Origin of the sequence: Gordonia lacunae, assembly GCF_002149015.1 — a bacterium.
Taxonomy (GTDB): domain Bacteria; phylum Actinomycetota; class Actinomycetes; order Mycobacteriales; family Mycobacteriaceae; genus Gordonia; species Gordonia lacunae.
The window spans coordinates 69,325-92,485 of record NZ_NGFO01000019.1; the positions used below are offsets into that span (position 1 = coordinate 69,325).

Here is a 23,161-nt window from a genome sequence, read left to right on the forward strand (position 1 = left end):
TGACTCCTTAGCGCGTGGGCAGGTGGGGCTCCCCGAACGCCGACCGATCGCTCGCTCGGCGTTCCATACCTTGCCAGGCCACACCCGCCGGGTCAAGCTCGACCCCCGAGAGAGTCGGCCCGAAGCCCTCAGTCCGGTCGGTACCCGACCAGCGCGCGGGCCAGCTGGAGATTGCGCGCTATCAGCTCGTCCGGACCCAACAGGCCGTCGAGTTTGAACCAGGTGGACACCCCGACGCACATGGTGGCCACGGCACGCGCCGCGTCTTTCGGGTACTCGGTGGTGAATTCCCCCGCCTCGACGCCGGCGAAGACGATCTCGTCGACCATCCGCTGCTGCCGGTCCCGATGTCCGATGTAGGTGGGCCGGTAGGTGTCGTCGAGGCTGCGGATCTCGGTGGAACCGACGAAAGCCTGTTCTCGGCGATACATGTGGAATCGGAGCAGCGATTCGACGACGGCGTCGAATTGCCGGATGGGCTCGGGTCCGGCCTCGAGGATCGCGGCCTCCGAACGCGCGAGCAGATCGGTCATGGTCCGCTCGAGCAGACCCTGCAGCAACGACTGCTTCGACGGGTAGTGGTGATACAGCCCCGGCACCGACAGATTGGCGCGCGCGGCGATCTCCCGGACCGAGGTGCCGTGGTAACCCTGTTCGGCGAAAGCGGCCAGTGCCGCCGCCAACGGGACCGGGAGTTCGGGCTCGCCGTAGTCGCGCCAGCCGCCCAGTGGTTGCGTTGCCGGACGGATGTCTGCTTCGCCGGGTCCGCCACTCATGGCATCAAACATATCCCGACGCGCAGAACTAGTCCGCATCGCCGGTGCGGCGCGACAGACTCTTCTCCAGCATCTCGGCAGGCGACACCAACAACGCGATGCTCAGATCCACCACATCCGCCTTGCCGAGGTCGATATCGCCCTCGAGCCACGCCGCGAGCAACCTGCTGAGTCCGCCGACCTGATAGTGCGCCACGCCGACCGCCGCCGCGGGCCCGACGTGGACGTCGAGGATGGCCGACGTGCTCTGCAGGGTGAGACCGGCGAACAGCGTCGTCGACTCCATCCGTTTGGCCGCGATGACCGGACTCAGCAGCGCCTGCGAGAAGAGCAGCCGACCCTTCCGGCGGTCCGCGTCGATGACGTCGACGATCGCCGACACCGCACCGGCGACCTTCGCGCGCATGCTGGCCCCTTCGGAGAACGCGGCCAGACTGGCCTGCGCGATCTCCTCGATGACCTCGTCGTACATGACGCCGACCAGCTGGTCGACGGATTCGAAACTCTCGTAGAAGTACCGGGCGGTGAGTCCGGCGCGCCGGCACACGCCGCGCACCGTCACCGCACCCACGTCATCGGCACCGAGCAGATCCAGACCGGCATCGATCAGAGCCGACCGACGTCTCGCGACACGGGTGTCGCCACCTTCGCCGCCGTAGGCCCGGAGCGTGCCGGCCGAGTCCGACGCCGCGGTGGATCGGCTGTCCGGAGTCGATGGTGCTCGTCCCATGGTTCCTATCTTGACACCCCGGTAAGTTAGGTGTGTCATAAAACGGGAAACAGACGTTTCCAGATCTCGAGCAGGAGGGGTGTTCGATGGCAACGGAGCCTATCACCAGTGGAAGTTCGGCCCTGTCACCACAGGCGTCGACGGACGTGACCGCCGAGGTGCAGGAGTTCCTCACCGCCGAGCGCCCGGACACCGAGTTCCTCCCCTCCACCGCCCGGATGAGCCGGGCCGAGCTCGACGCCCTGCCCACGAGCGATCTCGATCCCCTCGGCATCGGCGTACTCGCCGGCGCGGCGAACGTGATCATGCAGCTCAGCCTCCCCGCGGTCGGATACGGCGTGTACGAGAGCCGGGTGGACTCGGGCAACCTGTTCAAGCATCCGATGAAGCGCGGCCGCACCACGCTGAGCTATCTCGCCGTCGCCGGTCTCGGCAGCGCCAAGGACCGCAAGGCCTACCGCAAGGCGATCGGCAAGGCCCACGCGCAGGTGCGTTCGACCGCCGACAGCCCGGTGAAGTACAACGCCTTCGACCCGAAGCTGCAGCTGTGGGTCGCCGCCTGTCTCTACCGCGGCACCGAAGACGTCCACCGCATCTTCGGCGGGGTCACCGAGGTGACCGACGAGCGCTACCAGGCCGGCGCGGTCCTCGGTACGACGCTCCAGGTCCCCCGCGAGATGTGGCCCGCCACGCGCGCGGATTTCGAGACCTACTGGAACGACACGGTCGAGACCCTCGAGATCGACGACACCATCCGCGAGTACCTGATGCAGATCGCACGCGCAGAGTTCCTCGGTCCCGTCATCTCCCGGTTGTTCGGATGGCACTTCGAGATCATGGCCATCGGCTTCCTGCCCGAGAACTTCCGCCGCAAGATGCGCGTCCGGCTGTCCCCGTGGCAGGAGCTGTACTTCGACAAGCACAACGCGGTCCTGCGGGCCATCATCACGCGGGCCCCACGGTGGGTCCGCGCCTTCCCGTTCAACGTCCTGCTCGCCGACGTCCGATGGCGCATGCGCACCGGACGGCCGCTGGTCTGAGGGGCCTTTTTCCTCGGCAGTGTCCCGTTGCCTGCGGATCGGCCGACGATGAGGCCTACAGCCGCCGCAGCGCCTCGCGATCGAGGTCGGCGACGTCGGTGTGCCCGGAGAGCCCCAAGGTCAGGTCGAGTTCGGCGATGATGTCGGCGACCGCGTCGCGGGCCCCGTCGGCGCCTGCGAGCGCCAGCCCGTACATGTGCGGGCGTCCGATACAAGCGGCGTCGGCACCGAGAGCGAGCGCTTTGAACACGTCGGAACCGGTGTAGATCCCGGAGTCGATGAGGACCTTGATCCGGCCGTCGACCACCGGCGCGATCGTGTCGAGGGCGTCGATCGTGCTGATCGCGCCGTCGACCTGTCGTCCGCCGTGGTTGGAGACCACGATGCCGTCCATGCCGGCGTCGACGGCACGACGCGCGTCGTCGGGATGCAGGACTCCCTTGAGCACGATCGGCAGCGCGGTGCGTGCGCGCAGACCGGCGAGGTCGTCCCAGTTCAGCGACGGCCGGGAGTAGATGTCGAGGAACGTCTGCACCGCGGCGCGCGGCTGGGGCGACCGGATGTTCTGCACGAACCGGCCGGGCGCGTTGCGAGTGATGGAGATGAGGGTCGCGATCGCACCGAGGGATATCTCCGGGCGTTCCTCGGCCGCGGCGCGCAGCCGGTCGGCGACGATGTCGACGAACCTGCGGTCAGAGGTGTACTGGGCGATGCCCTCACCACGCGCGAACGGCAGCGAGCCCAGGTTCAGATCTTGCGGTCGCCATCCCAGCATCGTCGTGTCCAGGGTGACGACCACCGCCTCGGCACGGATCGCCGCCGCACGCTCCAGCAGGCTGTCGACGAGGTCGTCGTCGGTGGACCAGTACAGCTGGAACCAGCGCGGCGCGCCGGTGTCCACCTCGTCCATCGCCGCGGCGACGTCCTCCATGGAGACGCTCGCCTGATTCGAGAAGATATAGGGCACACCGAGTTCCGCGGCGGCGCGCCCGATGAGCGCGTCGGCCGCGGGCGCGGCGAGCGAACCCGCCCCGACCGGCGCGAACAGCACGGGCGCCGGTAGCCGCTTCCCGAACAGGTCGATGCCCAGGTTTCGCTGGGAGACATCCCGCAGAATCCGCGGCACGATCGCCCACCGGTCGAGCGCCGCGCGATTGGCCGCCATGGTGCGGCCCTCGCCGGCACCGCCGGCGATGTATGCCCAGGCGCGCGCCGACATCGCACGCTTGGCCCGACGCTCCAGTTCGGCGAAATCCGTTGGTACACGGGGCTTCCGTCGGTGAACCCCGGCGGTGTAGATGTCGTTCTGCCGTGCACGCCCATATCCCGCGGTCATGGGTGGTGATGGTAGTGCCGGCATCGGGCGTCCGGCCGGTATTGCCGAGGCGCGCCGCTCAGCGAGTGGCGACGGCGGTGGCCCCGGCCGCGGCGACCGTCACGGCCGCGACCGACGGCCACGCGCCGATCTTCTTCGCCAGGGGGTGCGAGCCGCCGAACGCCGCCAGGTAGCCGGCCAGCAGACCGCCCGCGACCGCGGGGCCCTTCGTCAACGCCCACCGGCGAGTGCACCAGGCGCCGGCTGCGCCGAGCACCACACCACCGAGTTCGCGCCGGCCGCTGTACCGCGCGACCGCGAAACCACCGACGAGACCGACCGCCACCACGGGCACCGTTGCATCCACAGCCATGCGACTCAGGCTACCGCCGCCGCCGGTGGAACTTCCGCGAACAGGCCTGAGGCCCCGTTGCCAGTGCTGCAACGGGGCCCCCGACATCGACAGCGTCGATGGTCGCCCAGCTCACTGCCAGGTCCAGATCCAGCGTCGCTGACGTTGGTCGAAACGCCGCACCCGACGACGACGCTGGTTGTGATCATTCTGGTTCCGATTGCGATTCGCCATTGGAATCTCCTTGTCACTCGCTCCGGGTCACTGCCTTGCAAGAACAACCATGCGTCATAGGCCTTGTCGATTGCTTCCACGAACCTGGCGGTTTCCTGGACGTGCCAGCTTGACCATCGCCCAACTGGATCGGCTCTGCCGCATCGCATCACACGCCGTGGACGACGGCATACGCCGCCGTCCGTCGTAACGCGCTGCACCGGAGCGGGTTCCCGAACCGCTCACAGCCACCTGCCAGCCGATCTCCAGCCTGATGGTGGCGGAGGCGTCGACTCTGGACAGGAATCATCTGAGGAGGACCCATGACCGCAGTACTGGACAAACCGCCGGCGCCGTCGCCGTCCGATCCCGCCGCCCCGGCGCACCGACGACGCGTCGCCACCCGGCCACGGTGGGGACGGCTCGGCCTCGTCGGACTCCTGGCCACCACCGCCGTGCTCTACCTGTGGAACCTGTCCGCGAGCGGGTACGCCAACACCTTCTACGCCGCTGCGGCGCAGGCCGGATCACAGAGTTGGAAGGCGTGGTTCTTCGGTGCACTCGACGCTTCGAACTTCATCACCGTCGACAAGCCGCCGGCCTCACTGTGGGTGACCGGACTCAGCGTCCGCATCTTCGGGATGAACTCATGGGCCGTTCTGGCGCCCCAGGCGCTGATGGGAGTGGCCGCGGTCGGGCTCCTGTACGCGACGTTGCGCCGGACGATTCGCGACCCCCAACTGGGTACCGCGGCCGGCCTGATCGCCGGCGCCGTGCTGGCCTTCACCCCCGCGGCCGCGTTGATGTTCCGTTTCAACAACCCGGACGCACTGCTGGTGTTGCTGATGGTCGCCGCGGCGTACGCGCTGACCCGGGCTGTCGCCACCAACTCGGGTCGGTGGCTCGCCGTGGTCGGTGTCGCCCTGGGATTCGCCTTCCTCACCAAGATGCTGCAGGGCCTGCTGATCCTGCCATTCTTCGGGCTCGCCTACCTGCTGTTCGCGAAGACCGGGTGGCGCAAGCGAATCGCACACCTCATCGGTGCGACCGCAGCATTGCTCGTCTCCGCGTTGTGGTTCCCGGTGGTCACGATGCTCGTGCCCGACTCGGCACGTCCCTACATCGGTGGTTCGACGGACAACACGTTCATGGACCTCGTCTTCGGCTACAACGGCGTCGGCCGCATCAGTGGCGCCTCCGGTGGCGGAGGAGGAGGCGGCGGCGGTCAGGCCGGCGGGTCCTTCGGCGGGTCCACCGGGCTGGACCGACTCTTCGGTTCCGAGATGGGCAACGAGATCTCCTGGTTGCTTCCGACCGCACTCATCGCGCTGTTCTTCGCCGGCTACCTGGTGGTGTGCAGCTTCCCGGTCTTCCGCTTCGAACAGCGTCTGACACGCACGGAATCCGCAGCCGTGCTCTCGTGGGGCGGCTGGCTGCTGGTCACCGGCACGATCTTCTCCTTCATGAGCGGGACGATCCACCCCTACTACACGGTGGCACTGGCGCCGGCGATCGGCGCAGTGATCGGACTCGGCGGCGTCCTCGCTTGGCGTCGACGCAACCGCTGGGCCGCCAGGATCGTCCTGGCGGCGATGATCGGTGCAGCGGCGGCGTGGTCGATCGTGCTGTTGAACCGCAACGACTTCGGCCCGACCTGGTGTCGTTGGCTGATCGGCGTGGTCGCCTCGATCTCGGTGGTGACCCTCCTCGTCGGTGCTGCACGCGGTTGGCGACGTGCGGTTGCCGTGGCGCTCATCGCGGGCTCGCTCGCCGGATTCGGCGGGACGGCAGCGTTCTCGATCGCAACCGCGGCGACCCCCCACAACGGCTCGATCCCGACCTCGGTGTCGACCTCGATCGACGGCGGCGGCATGGGCGGCCCCGGCGGTGGCATGGGCAGCGGCCCCGGGGGTCGGGCAGACGGCGGACAACAGCCCGGTGCCCAGCAGGCCGGCGCCCGTCCGGACCAGCAGGGAAACCCGCCCACCTCCGGGCAGGGCGGCGGCGGAATGACGGGCGCCCCCGGTGGCGACACCGCGTCGAACGCCGAACTCGTCACCGCGCTGAGGGCAACGACCACAACGTGGGCGGCCGCGACCAACGGGTCGCAATCCGCCGCCGAGATCGAGATCGCTACTGGTACCTCCGTCATGGCGATCGGTGGATGGAGCGGGGATCCGGCCCCCACGCTCGAGCAGTTCATCGCCTACGTCAAGGACGGCAAGATCGCCTATTACCTCGGCACCAGCGGCGGTGGTCCGGGCGGCAACTCGGAGATCGCCGAGTGGGTCGCCGCCAACTACACGGCCACAACCATCGGAGGGACGACGGTCTACCAGCTCTTCTGACGTCTCGACACGGTCCTGCCCGTTCCCGACCTTCGGGGGCGGGCAGGACCCATGGGCAACCGATCGACGGTGGTTCAGCCTTCCCTGTACGGCGAACCCCAGGCGCTGCCGCGGCGTGGCCGACACCCACCTGTCGCCGCCACCCATCCGTCGGCGGTTGCCGCTCCGAAGACGGGGTAACCGAGCCTCACCCCCGGACTTTCGAAGGGCCCCGTCATGACTCCGACCGCCGAGATGACCGACTCGTCAGCGCCGTCTGCACAGTCGGTCTCCCCGGCCTGCGACCTGCACTCCATCGACTCCTCGACGACCGATCTCGAACTCGTCGAGGAAGTGCTGGCCGGTCACTTCCGTCGCCATGCCACGATCCTGCAGCAGGTCGGGCCGGAACTGACGCCCGCGATCGACGTCGTGTCGGCGCGGATCGGCGGCGGCAAGCGCCTGCGTGCGTCCTTCTGCCTGTGGGGAGCGCGTGGCGCAGCCGACGGGCGGACCGTTCCGGGGATCGTCGAGATGGCGGCGGCGATCGAACTGTTCCATCTCGCCGCCCTGGTGCACGACGACGTCATGGACGACAGCGACGTCCGTCGCGGCCTCCCCACCGTGCACCGCCACTTCGCCGACGACCATGCGCGCGCGCAGCGTCGTGGAGATGCCGAGCGCCACGGCACCGCCGTGGCGATCCTCGTCGGCGACATGTGCCTGTCCTGGTCCGACGACCTGGCCGCCGCGGCTGCCGACGACGTGACCCCGGACGTCCGTCGAGCCGTCCGCGACACCTGGTCGACGATGCGTGACGAGGCGTATGGGGGCCAGTACCTGGACATGCTGAGTCAGACCGAGGAGACCACCGACGCCGACCGCACGGCGCGCATCCTGCGCTACAAGAGCGCGCGCTACACGATCGGGCAACCGCTGCGGCTCGGTGGCACGCTCGCCGGCGCGCCTGCGGACCTCCTCGAGGCCTACGATCGGATCGGACTCACCGCGGGCGAGGCCTTCCAGCTCCGCGACGACATCCTCGGCGTCTTCGGTGACGAGAAGGTCACCGGCAAGCCCGCCATCGACGACCTACGGGAAGGCAAGCGCACCATGCTCATCGCGGCGGCCGAGGAATCGGCGGGGCGGATGGAGCGCCGCGTCATGGCCGACTGCCTCGGCAATCCGGAGCTCGACGCGGACGGTGCCGCGCGCATGCGCGAAGTGCTGCACTCCACCGGCGCCGTCGAACGCGTCGAACAGCGCATCGTCGACCTCGCCGAGGAAGCGCTCGGCATCGTCGCCGGCGCACCGATGGATTCGCACAGCCGGTGCGCCCTGACCGCCCTGATCGAACGCTGCGTGTGGCGGCGCGCATGACCGTACCCTCCGGACCGACAGTCGAACTCCGCGTCTGGGGTGTCGACCGGGTTCTGCCTGCCCTGGGACGGATGTCGTCGAGTCGCCGGGCCCTTCGCCGCGCGCCCGGTCTCCGTTTCGTCAAACTCCTCGGCACCGGCACCGCCCGCACGTTCACCCTGGAGAGCGCCGACCTGAAGCACTGGGCGGCGCTCACCGTCTGGCACGACGACGAATCCGCGTCGGCAGCAGGCGACTCCGCTGTCTTTCGCCGCTGGCAGGACGCGAGTACCGAGGAACTGCGGGTCACCATGCGACCGCTCCGATCGAAAGGACGATGGTCACGCGTCGACCCGTTCGAGACGACGCACTCGTCCACCGGTCACCGCACACCCGGCCCCGGATGGACGGGCCCCGTCGCCGCGTTGACCCGAGCTCGGCTGCGGCCCACGAAGATGGCCTCGTTCTGGCGCGCCGTCCCCCCGGTGGCATCCGAACTCGCCGGGGCACAGGGCAATCGGCTGGCCCTCGGCGTCGGTGAACTCCCGGTCGGGGTGCAGGGCACCTTCTCGATCTGGGACTCGGCACAGGATCTGACCGACTTCGCCTATCGCTCACCCGCACATCTGTCGGCGGTCCGGCGCACCGCACCGTCGCGCTGGTATGCCGAAGAGTTGTTCGCGCGTCTCGCCGTCACGGATGTCGCCGGCACCTATGAGGGGAGGTCGGCGTGAGTCTCCTCGACGGCACCGCTTCTCGCCGTTCGGACCCGTCCTCCCGATCGCGGCGAACCGCGGACACAGTCTCCTGGAACCGCGGGCTGGTCACCCTGTCGTGGGTGTTGCTGGCCGCCACGATCGGTGTCCAGATCGCGTTCCCGCTGACCGGCGGCGGCACCCTGCCGCTGACCATCGCAAGCGTGCTCCTGCTGGCGTCGGCCTCGCTCGTCCATGTCGCCGCGACCCGTGGTGCCCTCGCCGCCGCCGCGCTCGCGGTGGTGGCCGGCGGAGGCGGTCTCATCGCCGAATCCATCGGTGTGAGTATCGGATTCCCCTTCGGTACGTACGAGTACACCGACGGCCTGGGACTGAAGGTCCTCGGCGTGCCGGTCCTGGTCCCGCTGGCCTGGATCATGATGTCGTGGCCGGCTCTGGTCGTGACCCGACGCCTCGTCCGTGCGATGGGCATCGCCGGACGATGGGCGCGGCCCGCCACTGCGGTGGTGGGTGCCTACGCGCTCACGGCCTGGGACGTGTTCCTCGACCCACAGATGGTCGATCAGGGCAACTGGGTGTGGCGGTATCCGACACCGTCGCTCCCCGGGGTCGCCGACATCCCGTTGACGAACTTCGCCGGTTGGCTGCTGGTCTCATTTCTCATCGTCGCGACGCTGGATCTCGTGATCCGCCGCGACGAGAACGCCGAGACCGACCGCGCCGGAATGGATGCCGTTCCCGTGACGGCATACCTGTGGACCTACTTCTCCTCGGTGATGGCGCACGCGGTCTTCTTCGGCCGCCCATCGGTCGCCCTCACCGGCGGCCTCGTCATGGGTGTCGTCGCCATCCCGCTGCTGGTCGTCGAGATCCGGAGTCGCCGTGCGGGTGTCTGACCTGCTGCGTCCGCTGGTCATCACGGGTACCGCGCTGTCGCTGGCGTCGCTGGTCCTGACGCTCGACAATGCGCGTCGGGTGCGCCGGCCCGACCTGATCGACCTCCCTGCGCCGGAACCACTCTCGGTGCTCATCCCGATGCGGAACGAGGTCGAGACCGCAGAACGGTGCCTCCAGGCAGTCCTCGAAGCCGCAGACCGTTGGCCCGGGCCGATCCGCATCCTCGTGCTCGACGACGGCTCGGTGGACGGGACCGACGCCGTGCTGGCCCGGCTCGCCGCGCTGGACGACCGGATTCGTGTGCACCCCGGCACCGCACCGCCGCCCGGTTGGCTCGGAAAGAGCTGGGCCTGCGCCCAACTCGCGGACAAGGCCTTCCCCGACGGGGTCCACGTCTTCCTCGACGCCGACGTGGTGGTCGAGCCACACGCCTTCACGTCGTCGTTCGCCCTTCTCCGCAACGCCGGACTCGATCTGGTGAGCCCCTACCCACGGCAGGTCGCTGTCGGCACGGGTGAGCGACTGGTACAGCCGCTCCTGCAATGGTCGTGGCTGAGCACACTGCCGCTCGGCCTCGCCGAGCGCTCGTCGCGCGAATCCCTCTCGGCCGCCAATGGTCAGTTCCTGGTGGTCGATGCCGCGGCATATCACCGCGCCGGGGGGCACGCGGCGGTGCACGACGTCGTGCTCGAGGACATCGCATTGTTGCGCGCGATCAAGGCGGCCGGTGGCCGCGGGGTGGTGGCAGAGGGAAGCGACGTCGCCACCTGCCGGATGTACCACGGTTGGCGAGAGGTCCGCGCGGGCTACCGCAAGTCGCTGTGGTCCGCCTTCGGGTCGCCGGGCGGAACACTTGGCGTGACCGGCCTGCTGTGCCTGATGTACGTACTGCCCGCGGCGGCAGCACTGTTCGGTTCCCGGGTGGGGTTCGTCGGCTATCTGGCCGGCGTTGCCTCGCGGGCAGTCGCGGCGCGCAGCACCGGTGGCCGCGATTGGCCCGACGCCTTCGGCCACCCGCTGTCGATACTCGTGTTCACCGGCCTCGCAGTCGATTCGACGCTGGCCCGGCACCGCGGGGAGCTCGAATGGAAGGGACGACCCATCGAGGTCAGTCGATGACCGGCGTTCTCGTCATCGGTGCGGGCGTCGGCGGACTGGCCGCCGCCATGCGCCTTGCCGCGACCGGCCACGACGTCACCGTCCTCGAGCAGTTCGATGACGTGGGCGGCAAGCTGGGGGTCATCGAGCACGACGGTTTCGTGTTCGACACCGGGCCGTCGCTCGTCACCATGCCGCACGTGTTCGCCGAACTCTTCGCGGCGACAGGATCGTCGATCCACGACTCTTTGACCCTGGAACGACTCTCCGTCGCCGCCCGGTACCGGTTTCCCGACGGCACCGAGCTGGACATGCCGGGAACTCTCGACGACATCCCGGACGCTCTCGACGCCGCTCTCGGACCGGGGCGGGGTGCCGAGTGGTCATCGTTCTTGGAACGCGCACAACGTGTCTGGGACGTCACGCACGAGCCCTTCCTGGAATCACCGATGAGCATCCGCACGATGGTCGGCGGAATCGCCACCCCTTCGGACGTACGCACCGTAGCGCCGTGGCGGACGTTGCGCGGTCTCGGCGAGAGTTACCTCGACGACCCGCGGTTGCGTATGTTGCTCGACCGCTATGCGACCTACACCGGTTCCGACCCGCGCCGGGCACCAGCGGCACTGGCCTCCGTGCCATGGTCCGAGCAGGCGTTCGGATCGTGGTACGTACGAGGCGGGTTGGGCCGCATCGCGAGTGCGATGCGCGACCGTCTCACCGAACTCGGCGGACGGATCGAACTGGGTGTCGAGGTCGACCGGATCACGGTGGACCGCAACGGCCGAGCCGATGGCGTGGTGCTCACCGACGGAAGCCGACGCCAGGCCGATCTGGTCGTCGCGAACGCCGACGCCCGGCAGGTCTACGACCGCCTCGTGCCGCGCCGCGCCGCACGCCGGCCCGCGGCACTGCTACGACGGACGACGCCGTCGCTGTCCGGATTCGTACTCCTCCTCGCCCTCGACGACCCGCCGCCGCACCCACACCACCAGGTGCTGTTCGCCGAGGACTACGACGAGGAGTTCGACGCGGTCTTCGGATTCCGCGGCCCACCGCGTCCCGTCGCGCGACCGACCGTGTACATCTCGGCCCCCAGCGATCCCGAGATCGTGCCGGACCCGGGAACGGGTGCGTGGTTCGTGCTGGTGAACGCACCCCGGCACGATCCCGGGCACGGCGTCGACTGGGACGCCCAAGGTGTGACCGATGCGTACGCCGACCAGATCCTCGAGGTGATGGCCGATCGTGGACTCGACGTGACCGGCCACGTGCGCCACCGTCTGATCGTCTCGCCCGCCGACCTCGAACGTCGGACCAGGACACCGGGCGGCTCGATCTACGGGTCGTCGTCGAACGGACCCCGCTCCGCGTTCCTGCGGCCGTCGAACACCTCACCGGTGCCGGGCCTCTACCTCGTCGGCGGATCGTCGCACCCCGGTGGCGGCCTGCCGCTCGTGGTCATGTCGGCGAAGATCGTCGCCGATCTGATCGGTCCGGCCGAACGCCGGTGATCGCGGGGGCCTCCTCGTCGGGGCCGTCAGCGCGGATCGATGCGAAACACGGCGCATCGCCCCGCCGCCGCAGCGAAGGCATCCGGGGTCACATCGTCGACCACTCCCGCGTCCTTCATCATCTTCGGGCCGTCGGTACCCGCCAGCTCCGGCCAGGCACGAAGCACCGGAACGGCCTCCTCGGCCGAGAGTTCGACAAGGCGGACGTCGCTCACCGTGCCCCCGACGGACAGCTGCGCGACCCCGTCGGCCGCACGAACGTTGCTTGCCCAGTCCGCCCCGGGAAACCCTTCGAGCAGGTAGCGCTCACCGCTCAGGTCGATCACGGTCAGCGGCGTCCGTCGCGGCTTGCCGGTGCGCCGTCCGGCGACGACGAGGACCGGCAACTCCTTCATCCCGCCGAATCGCTGCAGCACGAGGAAGACCTTGTTCATCGGCTTGAGCCAACGCGGGGCGGGGGTGTGCTGGGGCTTGGGCATCGTCAGCTCGCTTCTGGCGGTCAGTTGGTACACAACAGACTACCCCGTACACCGTACGGTGATAGAGCGAGCATCACCTCAGACCCGGTCGCGGTAGCTGTACGCGTGACCGCCCAGGGACGCGGTCACGACCGCAACCGGAACACGGGAGGCCTGCAGGTTTCGCCGCTCCTCCGGGGTGAGATCCCGCCGCGACCACATCCACCGCGGGGCGCGCCACCATGAACTCGTCCGTGTCTTCTCCATGTCACCCGGCACCTTTCGCCTGCTCGCTGTGAGCACTGTCACTCGCTCATACCCGGGTGACCTGGGTGTCAAACCTCCGAACGACAGCTCGTCATCGCAGGTCAGCGGTTCGCACCCGGCATCGGCCCGACCGACCGGTCACCGCGGAGCTTCTTGCGGATGAGTTCGGCACTGATCAGACACATCGGGAGCCCGATGCCGGGACGGGTGCTCGACCCCGCGTAGTAGAGCCCGTCGACCTTGCGTGACCGGTTGGTCGAGCGCAGAAACGCGCTCTGACGCAGAGTATGCGCCGGACCAAGTGCGCCCCCGCACCAAGAGTTGACCGAGTCGACGAAGTCGGCGGGGCCGATGGTGCGACGGACGACGACGCGATCGGCGAGGTCGGGGACGCCCGCCCACTGCCCGATCATCGAGATGGCGCGATCGGTCACCTTCTCGATGTCGGGGTCACCGCCACCGTCCACACCGCCGTGGCCGAGACCCGGATCGGGCGGAACCGGCACCAGGATGAAGAGGTTCTCCGAATCCGACGGCGCGACCGAGGAATCGGTGGCCGAGGGCTTGCACACGTAGAGCGACGCCGGGTCCGGAACACGCGTGGGGCTCTCGAAGATGGCGTCGAAGTTGGTCTTCCAGTCATCGGTGAAGAACAACGAATGGTGTGCCAGTTCGGGCACCTCGCCGCGCACTCCCAGGAGCGCCAGCACCGCTCCCGGACCGGACGTGGCGCGGTCCCAGTAGCGTTCGGGGAAGGTCTGCAACTCTCCGGGCAGCAACCGCGTCTCGAGATGGTGCAGATCGGCGGCGCCGATCACGATGTCCGCGACGACATCCCGCGATACACCGACAGCATCCTCGACGCGAACCCCGGCCACCTCGGCGCGTCGGCGCCACCGCGCCGACCGCGTTCCGGTGTGCTCCCGCGTGAGGACGGCGGTCGCGGCCGTCCCCGTGTGGAACCGGACGCCGCGTTCACGCGCCACCCGTTCCAGTGCGTCGACAAGAGTGGTGAAGCCGCCGTTGGGATATCGCACGCCGTCGGCGAGGTCGAGCCAGCTCATCAGGTGGTACATCGCGGGGGTGCGCTCGGGCGAGGACCCGAGGAACACCGCCGGGTACCCGAGAACCTGGCGGAGCCTGCGGTCGGTGAACCGTGCGGCGATGTAGGACTGCAGGGACGTCGTCAGCAGGGTGACCAGGGTCTTCGCGTGCCGCAGCACCGGGCGGCCCAGGAAGGCGCGCGGCGAGTCGAAGCTGGTGTAGAGAAAACGTTCCACAGCAAGGTCATACGCCTGCCTACCGGTCCGCAGGTAGTCGTCGAGTGCGGCTCCGGCCCCGGGCTCGATCTCCTCGAACAGGGCACGGTTGCGCTCACGGTCGCCGAAGACGTCGATCGGTTTCTCGTCGGAATCCGTGCTGTCGCCGAAGAACACCCGGTAACCGGGATCGAGGCGGACCAGATCGAGCTGCTCGGCGGTCGACGTCCCGAGCATCTCGAAGAAGTGATCGAAGACCTCGGGCATCAACCACCACGACGGCCCGGTGTCGAAGCGGAACCCGTCGCGATCCCAGGAGCCGGCGCGGCCACCGAGTTCGTCGTTCTTCTCGACGAGATCGACATCGTGCCCGTCGTGGGCGAGAAGCGCAGCGGTGGCCAGTCCGGCGACTCCGCCACCGATGACGACAACGCGTCGGGGGTCGGTCATTCGTTGGCCTCGTTTCCGCGGGGACCACCGCAGACGGCGCGTTCGGGACCCGCTCATGCGTTGGCCTTACGTCGATGGAGGCCGAAGGCCTCGGCGCGTGGGGCGGTGCGGGGCATGCCGCGCCGTGCGACGGCTGCCGCCGCGATCCTGGCCTTGCCCGCGCTCGGCACCCGGACGCGGGTACGACGGGCCTCGGTGGCCGACGACTCGCGCAGCCGAGCGGTCAGCTCAGCGAACAGATCGTGCGCGGTACACACCGCGACCCGGCTGCCGGCCGGCAGGTGCGGGATGGCCGCCGCGGCGGCCGTGAGGTCGAGGTCGATGTCGTCCAGCCAGAGCGCCCAGGCCGAATCCGCCGGATCGTCGGGATCGAGGCCGACCAGATAGCGTCGCCCCAGCCCGTCGCTGTCCTCGCCGAAGTCGCGCAGGAAGTTGATCTTCTGGAAGGCCGCGCCCAGCCGTTGGGCACCCGGTGCGAGGTGGTCGTACCGGGCCGCCGATTTGGGTTCGTCGGCGAGGAACGCGCGCAGGCACATCAGGCCGACCACCTCGGCCGAGCCGTAGATGTAGGTGGCCAGTGTGTCGAAATCGTGCTGGACCTGGGTCAGGTCGCTGCGCATCGAATCGAAGAACGGTGCCACCAGATCGAGGTCGACACCGACGCGGCGGGCCGTCTGGGCAAAGGCGTGCACGACGAGGTTGCTGCTCGACCCGGTGACCAGCGCGACGCTGGTCTGCTCTTCGAGTTGGTCGAGCTCGTTGCTGCGGTCGACGAGTCCCTGCTCGGGGCGCGGCGCGTCGACGATCTCGTCCGCCACCCGGACGAGCGCGTAGATGTTCTGGACGTCGCGCCGGATCCGCGGGGTGAGCAGACGCGATGCGAGCCCGAACGAACTCGAGTACGACCTGATCACCATCGCCGCGCACGCCTCCGCGACCTCGTCGTATCGCCGATGTGGTGGGACCACCTCGGTGTGACCGGGAATGTGCATCATCCGACCGCTCCTCGACCTGGTGCCTTCAACGGGTTTGCCTGACGTCATGAATTCGACGCCCGGGACATCACCGGATGGGTGTCGTAGACCGAACCGTGGTCGGGGGCCGGCAGCTGTCGCACCTGTTCGACGAACCACGGGCTGACGGCCCACGGCGTGCGCGCGACGAGCGACCACACGTCGTCGACCTCGGCCCATACGTGCTCGGCGACCTCGTCCGGCGCCGGGCGGGGCTCCCCCAGCGGTCGCGCGACGAACACCGGGCAGATCTCGTTCTCGACGATGCCGCTCGCGTCGACCGCCCGATACCGGAAGTCGGGCAGGATGCACCGGACGTCGGCGACCTCGATGCCGAGCTCGCGCCGGGCATACCGATGCACGGCGTCGACGACGTCCTCGCCGGGCCGCGGATGACCGCAGAACGAATTCGTCCACACCCCGGGCCAGCTGCGCTTGGACAACGCGCGGCGCGTCATGAGGATGCGTCCGTCGACGACCAGGTGGCAGGAGAAGGCGAAGTGCAACGGCGTGTCGAACCCGTGCACCCCCTCGCGGTCAGCGGTGCCGCACGGGCGGCCGTCGGCGTCGGCGAGTACCACCGAGTCGTTCGTCATCCTGGAGTCCTAGCGTCAAGAGCATTCGGGAGGGCGTCACGAGCATTCGGGAAGTGCGCGTCCCCTGTTGTTCGTCCCATTGTTCGTCACCGACGACCGAACCGGATGGGAGCGGTCCCCGGCACGCGCTGAGGGACCGCGCGGGTCAACCGAGGACGCGGGTCTGTCGTCGCACCGCGATCCCGAGCTGGACCGTCCCGATCAGCGCAAGCACGGCGCCGATCGCCGCGATGGCCAGCGCGAGGCGGGACGCCGCGGCCGAGCTCACGCCCGCGCACCACCACCAGCCCGCACTCACGGTGGCGACGACCGCCAGTATCACCCGCGACGGTCGCTCCCACACGGTGACCGTTCCCGGCCCCGCCATGCCCACCGCCTGCGCCGTGGCACGGGTGATCTCGAGGATCAGGGTCAGCACTGCGATCGTTGCGCCGAGCCACGGCGGGGCACCCACCACCACCACGATGCCGACCAGCATGACGTCCGAGAACCGATCTGCCACCGCGTCATTGATACGTCCCCACCGCGAAGCCGTCCCGGTCTGGGCGGCGATCGCGCCGTCGATCCCGTCGAGCAGCGCGGCCACCACGATGACAAGCGCGGCGAGCAGAGGCCACCAGTCGCCGAGGATCGTCAGGCACAGCGCGACCGCTGTGGCGAGGACACCGAGAGCCGTCACCGTATTCGGCGTGAGGCCGAGCCGGGCCAGGGGCCGGGCACAGGCGTGGCTGACGAGCACCCAGTTGCGCACCCAGAAGCTCGCTCGCGGATCGAGACCGCCGTGGAGTTCCGACCAGGAATCGAGCGCCGTGTCCCGGGCACTCCGCCGCCCCACCCGGCCCGCTCGCTCCGCTCCCGGCGCCCCATCCACCCGGCCCGCTCGCTCCGCTCCCGGCGCCCCATCCACCCGGCCCGCTCGCTCCTCTCCCGGCGCCGACGCGAGGTGCTCAGGCTCCGCGGACACGACCCCTCCTCTGCTTCGAGATCGCCTGACCGACCGCCCATCCGACGATGACGATCACATGCGCGACGTAGAGCCACAGTCCGACCGCGACCACTCCGCCGATCACCCGGAGCCCGCCGTACGGGATACCGACGTCGATCGGCAGGGACAGGAACAACAGAAAGCCCTGGAAGAACCCGGCGATGAACGACGCGGTCCCGAGCGCGGTCGCCGCAGCCACGCCCAACGTCGGCTCACCCGGCGTCACCCGCCAGTACACCCAGGTCAGCGCGACCGTGACCGTCAGCCACACGACGATGAACTCCACCACGATCCGGATCACCAGATCACCGAAACCGCCTGTCCCGCCACCGTCGGGCGACAGTGTGGTGAGCGCGCCCGCGACACCGACGACGACGTAGGTCAGCGGCGGCACCACCACCACCAGCCCCAGAACCCAGATCCGCGACCGCCACCCGGTGAACCGGTCCTCCCGCGGATACAGCGTCATGCACGCACGACGAAGGCCCTCCCCGTAGAACGACGCCGGGAACAACAAGACGACGACGCTCATCAGCGACAGCCCGGTCCCGATCACGACCGCCTCGTCGAAGACGCCCCGGCCGCCCATGGCCGGCGGGATGAGTACGCGCAGTTCCGACAGGGACTCGACCCCGGACGGGCTGCGCAACCACGTGGTCGACCAGATCCCGAGCAGGGCCCACGGGACGATCGCGATCGCGGCGAAGTAGGTCAGGGTGGCGGCGGCCGCGGCGAGGTCCCCGCGGCCGAGGGTCTCCCGGACGTCCGCCACCAGCGCGCGCACGTCGAAGGTCATCGTGGGCTCGCGGACTGCGTTCTCGCGAGTCACCGTCGGGGCCGATCGGCGCGGTGTCACCCCTCCGGGATACCCGAAAACACCCCGCCTGCGCTGCAGCGGGGTGCCCACGGAGTCCTCGCGGCGTGCCCGGGCGACTCCGACATGGAGTCAGATCGACGCGAACAGTGCCACCGCCATCCCCAGCATGATGACCGCGACGACCGCGTCGAGCACCTTCCACGCGCGAGGGCTGGCGAAGAAGCCGGACAGCCTGCGCGCCCCGCCGCCGAGCGCGGTGAACCACAGGACACTCGCGATGCACGCACCGAACGCGAACGCCCACTTGCCGTTCCCGTGTCCGTTCGCGATGGCACCCATGGTGATGACGGTGTCGAGGTAGACGTGGGGATTCAGCCAGGTCAGCGCCAGTGCCGTGCCGACAGCGACCCAGCGGCCGGTGGACTCGGCACCCGTGTTGCCGGCTCCGGCGGCATCCGCTGCGATGACCTCGTCACTGCGCAGACAGCGCCTGGCGGCCAGCACACCCAACGCCCCGACATACAGCCCACCGGCGACCTTGGCGAAGGTCACCACATCCGGATGGGCGGCGACGAGTGCGCCGAGCCCGGCGACGCCCGCGACGATGAGGACGATGTCGGAGACGGCGCAGACCGCCACGATCGGCGCGGTGTGGCTGCGCGCGACACCCTGTCGCAGCACGAAGACGTTCTGGGGTCCGATGGCGATGATCAGGCCGGCGCCCGTGAGCAGTCCGGCGAGCGCGGGGACGAGGTAAGCGGTCACCGGAACGACGTTAGGAGCGCCGACGAGGTCAGTACAGCGAAAGTTTTTCACGAATCATGAGCTGTGCTTCAGATTGTTGGGACCCTTTCGCCGAGCCCCGCGATTCGGAGAACCGCACAGAAGGCGTCGATGTAGTCGTCGACCGCCACATCGCCGACCAAGCCCTGCTGTACGACCACCCCCTGCATGACCGACACCATGACCTGGGCGAGGATCGCGGGTTCGGCGGGCAGCTCGTGACCCGCCGACCGCCAGTCCGTCAGGACGCGCTCGAAGACGCTGCGCAGCCCACGGACGATGTCGCCGACGGTGTCGCGTAATTCCGGGTTGTTGGCGGCCTCGCCCCACACCGTCAGGACCATCCGGAAGCCGTCGGTCATCGGCGCGATCTCCAGCAGGACCCGTTCGGCCAGTGCGCGTACAGCCGCCTCGGGCGACGCGGGTTGTTCGCCCGGGTCGTCGAAGCTGGTGATGCCCGATTCGTAGGCGACGAAGATCGATCGCGCGACCGCGGCGATCAGCTCTTCTTTCGACGAGTAGTACGAGTAGACGGCACCCGCACTGAGTCCGGATTCTCGGATCACGTCAGACATCGACGCACGGTGGAACCCCTTGTCGACGAAGCATCGACGAGCGGCGTCGAGGATCTGCCGGCTTCGTTCGAGCTTGCGTTCGTCGCTGATCTTCGGCATGCCGACAGTCTAAAACGAATATTCGTTCTTGATTCCGCCCGTGCCACCGCGCATACTCAGAAAAACGAAGCTTCGTTCTTTTTAGGAGTGGTGATGAGTACCGAGCTACACCCCACAGATGCCCGACCGTCGACCGCGCGCCAGGGACCCGGGGCGGCCCGAGAACCCGCCGGCGCCCGCGGCGCCGGGCATTCCCCGAGCTGGCGGCTCGTGGCGGCGATGATCGTCGGGGTCCCGACCCTTGTGGTCGCGATCGCCGCGATGTTCGTCTCGCTGGCTGTCGATCCCGAACCGCACCAGGCCCCACTGGGTCTCGTCGCGCCACCGCCCGCCGCGACGGCGATCGAGTCGGCGCTTGCCGAACGGGCGGGCGCCGACGCCTTCGTCGTCGAACGGTTCACCGATGCCGACGACGCCCGCGCCGCGATCGAACGGCGCGACCTGGTGGGCGCGATCACGGTCGGCGCGGGTGGGGTCACGGTCCTGACCGCCGAGGCGGGATCGCCGGTGCTGGCGCAGGTCGTCGTCGGGGTCGGTAACGGTATCGCCACCGCCCAGGGCGTGCCGGTCGCCGCCGAATCCGTTGTCCCCACTCCCGAGACAGATGCTCGCGGAACGGGTTTCGCAGCCGGCCTGTTGCCGTTGCTGATCGCCGGGATGGCGCTGGGCGGAGCAGCGGCGATCGGACTACGGGGACGGGTCGCCATGCAGGCCACGTTGGCTGTCCTGGGTCCGCTCGTGGCCGGGTTCGGTTTCGCGGCAACGTGGTCCTGGCTGGGTGTCATCGACGGCGGCGTCGGCACCGTCGGTCTCGCCGCGGCACTGATGATCGGCGCGATCACCTGGTTCACGGTCGGCGCCGGCAGCCTGCTGGGCACCGCGGGGGTCGGGGTGTCCGCGCTGGTGATGGTGCTGATCTCGAACCCGCTGTCGGGACTGGCCTCGTCTCCGTACCTGCTGCCCGCACCGTGGGGAACGATCGGCCAGTGGCTGCCGCCCGGCGCCGGCGGCACGCTGCTCCGTTCGGTCGCGTACTTCCCCGCGGCGAGCATCGCCGCACCCGTCGCCGTGCTCGCCGGCTGGATCGCCGTCGGCGCCGGCCTGCTGGCACTCGGCACCGTGCGTTCGCGGCGGGCCGACGCCGCGGGCAGTGCCGTCCCCGCCTGATCTGCTCGTCCGTGGTGTGTCTCGGCTCCCCGGCGGGATGCACCACTAACCTCGGCTCGTGGACATCAGCCAGGAGGGCCTGCGCACGCTGGCCGCGGTGCTGCGCGAGGGCACCTTCGACGCTGCCGCCGCCGCCCTGCACATCACGCCCTCGGCGGTGAGCCAGCGGATCAAGGCACTCGAGTCCGCCGCCGGCCGGGTCCTGCTCCGTCGGACCAAGCCGGCGACGGCCACGCCCGACGGCGAGGTACTGGTCCGGCTCGCCAAGCAGTGGGAACTGCTGCTCGCCGAGACACGGGCCGAGTTCGTCGGTGCCCCGGACGACGACGACCTGCCATTGGTCGAGCGTCCGCGCATCCACCTGCCGATCGCGACCAACGCCGATTCGCTCGCGACCTGGTTGCTGCCGGTCCTGGCGCACTTCCACCGCGAGCACGCGGTGGCGGTGGAGGTCTTCCGCGACGACGAGACCCGGAGCAGCGCCCTGCTCCGCACCGGCGACGTGCTCGCCGCGGTGACCTCCGAACCCCTCGCGATCCGGGGTTGCGCACTGCAGTCGCTCGGCACGATGCGGTACCTGCCGGTGGCCACTCCGGACTTCATCGAGACCTGGCTGCCCGACGGACCCGATGCCGACGCGCTGGCCCGCGCCCCGATGGTGCAATTCGACCGCAACGACCACATCCAGCGGAACATCTCGGCGGCCCTCGCCGGCCGGCCCGTCGACCCGCCCGCGGTCTACATCCCGGCGTCGACCGAGTATCACCGCGCCGTCACCCTCGGGATCGGTTGGGGCGCGGTCCCGGTCGTCCAGATCGCCGACGCCCTCGACACCGGCCGCGTCCGCCTCATCGCCGACCACCACATCGACGTCCCGCTGTACTGGCAGTACTGGAAGTTGAGTTCCCCACTGCTGCAAGCACTCACAACGAGCGTCGTCGACGGTGCCGCTCGGGTTCTCTGACACCGATTGCATGGTCCGGTGCCGCGGCACGCCCGGTGACGGGCTACGGAACGGCTTGGTCGACCAGCTTCGGATGGGCGTCGTCGACGAGGGGGTTCTCGATCTCGTCGCGCCACATGCGGGCGGCGACGTAGAACGCCCAGGCGATCGGCACGGGGAGCAGCCCGGCCAGCACGAACGTCGCGGTCAGGCCGATCGCCGACGACACCGGGGCGGCGATCGCCATCGACACCGGCATCAGCGCGACCGACACGAAGAAGTCGAGACTGGCGATGCGGCCCAGGAGCGCCGGCGGCACCCGACGCTGTAACAGCGTCCCCCACAGCACCATCGGGCCGTCGAACAGGATGCCCATGGTCACCCCGGCGGCGATGAACATCCACGTCGAATCGGCGAGACCCATGAGCACCAGGGGCAGGCTGGAGAACGCCCAGAGTGAGAACATGACGGTCAGGTACCGACGTGGCATCGGGATCGAGGCGAAGACCAGCGACGCCGCGGCCGCGCCGAGTCCGAATCCGGCGAGCACCCAGGCGTGCTGGGTCGCGCCGCCGTCGATGCGCTCACGCAACGCGAACGGGACGAGCACCTCGATCGGACCGAGCGTCGCCAGTACCAGGACACACGCGAAGAGCAGCGTGCCCCACAGCCACGGGGTCCGGGCCATGTAGACGAACCCCTCGGCCAGGTCGCTGACGATCCGACGACCACCCGCCCCGTCCACGACGACCGGCTCCTCCTCGGCCGTCTCGCCGAAGCGACGCGCGGTGACCGGGGCCATCCCGAGATAACACACACTCGACAGGATCGCGGCGACCGCAGCCATCAGCACCGCGGGTCCCGGGGCCCAGGCACCGATGACGGCGCCGGCGACCATCGGCCCGACCGCCTGGAAGACGACCGGACGGAAGAAGCCCTCGATCCCGTTGGCCGCCTGCAACTCCGCCGGCGCGACGACTCCGGGCAGCAGCGCGGAGTAGGCGGGGTAGTACATCCCGGTGGTGATGCCGCCCAGCAGAGAGGCCAACACCACGTGCCAGAGCTGCAGCACGCCGGCGATCGACGCCAGGCCGATCGCACCGAACGCGATCATTTTCGCGACCTCGAGCCCGATCATGATGTGGCGCTGCGAGATCCGGTCGGCGAGCACACCACCGGCCAGGGTGGAGAACAGCATTCCCACCGCGGCCACGCCGGTGGCCAGCGAGACCTGACCGGGCCCACCGCCGAGCGCGATGACCTGCCAGATCACCGCGATCGTCCACACGCCGTCGGCGAACATGGCCAGGATCAACCCCGACGCGAGCAGCCGATACTGCCGGCGCGCGAACGGCAGCAGCGCGCGGGGCAGACGGGAGTCAGCGGCGGATTTCACCCTTCGAGCTTGCCCG

The 23,161-nt window shown here is 69.3% G+C and carries 23 protein-coding genes; 9 read left to right on the forward strand and 14 right to left on the reverse strand.

Features of this window, described 5'->3' with window-relative positions; genetic code table 11:
- Window positions 1-128: 128 nt before the first annotated feature.
- Both CA982_RS16610 and CA982_RS16615 read right to left on the reverse strand, forming a co-directional pair.
- Window positions 129-776 carry a TetR/AcrR family transcriptional regulator gene (locus tag CA982_RS16610; protein ID WP_208617972.1) on the reverse strand — a complete coding sequence of 216 codons (648 nt, stop codon included), beginning with the start codon at window positions 774-776 and terminating at the stop codon, window positions 129-131.
- Between the two features lie 28 nt (window positions 777-804).
- Entirely contained in the window at window positions 805-1,506 is a 702-nt protein-coding gene (locus CA982_RS16615) for a TetR/AcrR family transcriptional regulator (protein ID WP_086536375.1), read from the reverse strand.
- Window positions 1,507-1,592: 86 nt separating this feature from the next.
- Here CA982_RS16615 and CA982_RS16620 point away from each other — a divergent pair, with 86 nt between their 5' ends.
- Window positions 1,593-2,546, forward strand: coding sequence for an oxygenase MpaB family protein (locus tag CA982_RS16620; protein WP_086536376.1), 954 nt, complete (start codon window positions 1,593-1,595; stop codon window positions 2,544-2,546).
- A 55-nt stretch (window positions 2,547-2,601) separates the two neighbouring features.
- On the opposite strand, the gene CA982_RS16625 is transcribed toward CA982_RS16620, so the two are convergent.
- The gene (locus CA982_RS16625) at window positions 2,602-3,882 is read right to left on the reverse strand and encodes an alpha-hydroxy-acid oxidizing protein (RefSeq protein ID WP_086536377.1); all 1,281 of its coding nucleotides are present in this window, start codon (window positions 3,880-3,882) and stop codon (window positions 2,602-2,604) included.
- 58 nt (window positions 3,883-3,940) lie between these two features.
- Window positions 3,941-4,234: a hypothetical protein gene (locus CA982_RS16630; RefSeq protein ID WP_208617973.1), complete on the reverse strand. Its 294-nt coding sequence runs from the start codon at window positions 4,232-4,234 to the stop codon at window positions 3,941-3,943.
- A gap of 515 nt (window positions 4,235-4,749) precedes the next feature.
- Here CA982_RS16630 and CA982_RS16635 point away from each other — a divergent pair.
- From CA982_RS16635 to CA982_RS16660, 6 genes are all read left to right on the forward strand, one after another.
- On the forward strand, window positions 4,750-6,774 hold the full coding sequence (locus CA982_RS16635) for an ArnT family glycosyltransferase (RefSeq protein WP_086536379.1): 2,025 nt from the start codon (window positions 4,750-4,752) through the stop codon (window positions 6,772-6,774).
- Window positions 6,775-6,990: 216 nt separating this feature from the next.
- Entirely contained in the window at window positions 6,991-8,133 is a 1,143-nt protein-coding gene (locus CA982_RS16640) for a polyprenyl synthetase family protein (RefSeq protein ID WP_086536380.1), read from the forward strand.
- Complete coding sequence (locus tag CA982_RS16645) at window positions 8,130-8,846, forward strand: monooxygenase (protein ID WP_086536409.1); 717 nt, start codon at window positions 8,130-8,132, stop codon at window positions 8,844-8,846. Before CA982_RS16640 ends, CA982_RS16645 begins: the two co-directional genes overlap by 4 nt.
- A complete protein-coding gene (locus CA982_RS16650) occupies window positions 8,843-9,724 on the forward strand; it encodes a carotenoid biosynthesis protein (RefSeq protein ID WP_086536381.1) in 882 nt (293 codons plus the stop codon). The genes CA982_RS16645 and CA982_RS16650 overlap by 4 nt, the downstream gene beginning before the upstream one ends.
- Window positions 9,711-10,844 (forward strand): glycosyltransferase family 2 protein, encoded by a 1,134-nt coding sequence (locus CA982_RS16655; protein ID WP_086536382.1) that lies wholly within the window; start codon window positions 9,711-9,713, stop codon window positions 10,842-10,844. Before CA982_RS16650 ends, CA982_RS16655 begins: the two co-directional genes overlap by 14 nt.
- Window positions 10,841-12,337 (forward strand): phytoene desaturase family protein, encoded by a 1,497-nt coding sequence (locus CA982_RS16660; protein WP_086536383.1) that lies wholly within the window; start codon window positions 10,841-10,843, stop codon window positions 12,335-12,337. Before CA982_RS16655 ends, CA982_RS16660 begins: the two co-directional genes overlap by 4 nt.
- A gap of 26 nt (window positions 12,338-12,363) precedes the next feature.
- Here CA982_RS16660 and CA982_RS16665 read toward each other — a convergent pair whose 3' ends face one another.
- The 9 genes from CA982_RS16665 to CA982_RS16700 all read right to left on the reverse strand — a co-directional run bounded on the left by CA982_RS16665 (window position 12,364) and on the right by CA982_RS16700 (window position 19,639).
- Window positions 12,364-12,816, reverse strand: coding sequence for a nitroreductase/quinone reductase family protein (locus tag CA982_RS16665; protein WP_086536410.1), 453 nt, complete (start codon window positions 12,814-12,816; stop codon window positions 12,364-12,366).
- A 78-nt stretch (window positions 12,817-12,894) separates the two neighbouring features.
- Window positions 12,895-13,062, reverse strand: a complete 168-nt coding sequence (locus CA982_RS26570) for a hypothetical protein (protein WP_158097816.1) — start codon at window positions 13,060-13,062, stop codon at window positions 12,895-12,897.
- 101 nt (window positions 13,063-13,163) lie between these two features.
- Window positions 13,164-14,771: a phytoene desaturase family protein gene (gene crtI / locus CA982_RS16670; RefSeq protein WP_086536384.1), complete on the reverse strand. Its 1,608-nt coding sequence runs from the start codon at window positions 14,769-14,771 to the stop codon at window positions 13,164-13,166.
- 53 nt (window positions 14,772-14,824) lie between these two features.
- The gene (locus CA982_RS16675) at window positions 14,825-15,766 is read right to left on the reverse strand and encodes a phytoene/squalene synthase family protein (RefSeq protein ID WP_086536385.1); all 942 of its coding nucleotides are present in this window, start codon (window positions 15,764-15,766) and stop codon (window positions 14,825-14,827) included.
- A 44-nt stretch (window positions 15,767-15,810) separates the two neighbouring features.
- Window positions 15,811-16,380 (reverse strand): isopentenyl-diphosphate Delta-isomerase, encoded by a 570-nt coding sequence (idi, locus tag CA982_RS16680; protein ID WP_086536386.1) that lies wholly within the window; start codon window positions 16,378-16,380, stop codon window positions 15,811-15,813.
- A 145-nt stretch (window positions 16,381-16,525) separates the two neighbouring features.
- Window positions 16,526-17,344, reverse strand: coding sequence for a CDP-alcohol phosphatidyltransferase family protein (locus CA982_RS16685; RefSeq protein ID WP_341865037.1), 819 nt, complete (start codon window positions 17,342-17,344; stop codon window positions 16,526-16,528).
- Window positions 17,328-18,161 carry a YhjD/YihY/BrkB family envelope integrity protein gene (locus CA982_RS16690; protein ID WP_244176329.1) on the reverse strand — a complete coding sequence of 278 codons (834 nt, stop codon included), beginning with the start codon at window positions 18,159-18,161 and terminating at the stop codon, window positions 17,328-17,330. The genes CA982_RS16685 and CA982_RS16690 overlap by 17 nt, the downstream gene beginning before the upstream one ends.
- 150 nt (window positions 18,162-18,311) lie before the next feature.
- On the reverse strand, window positions 18,312-18,947 hold the full coding sequence (locus CA982_RS16695; RefSeq protein WP_086536389.1) for a LysE/ArgO family amino acid transporter: 636 nt from the start codon (window positions 18,945-18,947) through the stop codon (window positions 18,312-18,314).
- 68 nt (window positions 18,948-19,015) lie between these two features.
- Window positions 19,016-19,639, reverse strand: coding sequence for a TetR/AcrR family transcriptional regulator (locus CA982_RS16700; RefSeq protein WP_086536390.1), 624 nt, complete (start codon window positions 19,637-19,639; stop codon window positions 19,016-19,018).
- Between the two features lie 93 nt (window positions 19,640-19,732).
- On the opposite strand from CA982_RS16700, the gene CA982_RS16705 reads away from it, so the two are divergent.
- Both CA982_RS16705 and CA982_RS16710 read left to right on the forward strand, forming a co-directional pair.
- A complete protein-coding gene (locus tag CA982_RS16705; RefSeq protein WP_086536411.1) occupies window positions 19,733-20,806 on the forward strand; it encodes a hypothetical protein in 1,074 nt (357 codons plus the stop codon).
- Between the two features lie 58 nt (window positions 20,807-20,864).
- On the forward strand, window positions 20,865-21,770 hold the full coding sequence (locus tag CA982_RS16710; protein WP_086536391.1) for a LysR family transcriptional regulator ArgP: 906 nt from the start codon (window positions 20,865-20,867) through the stop codon (window positions 21,768-21,770).
- Window positions 21,771-21,813: 43 nt separating this feature from the next.
- Here CA982_RS16710 and CA982_RS16715 read toward each other — a convergent pair whose 3' ends face one another.
- A complete protein-coding gene (locus tag CA982_RS16715) occupies window positions 21,814-23,145 on the reverse strand; it encodes an MFS transporter (RefSeq protein ID WP_086536392.1) in 1,332 nt (443 codons plus the stop codon).
- Between the last annotated feature and the right edge of the window lie 16 nt (window positions 23,146-23,161).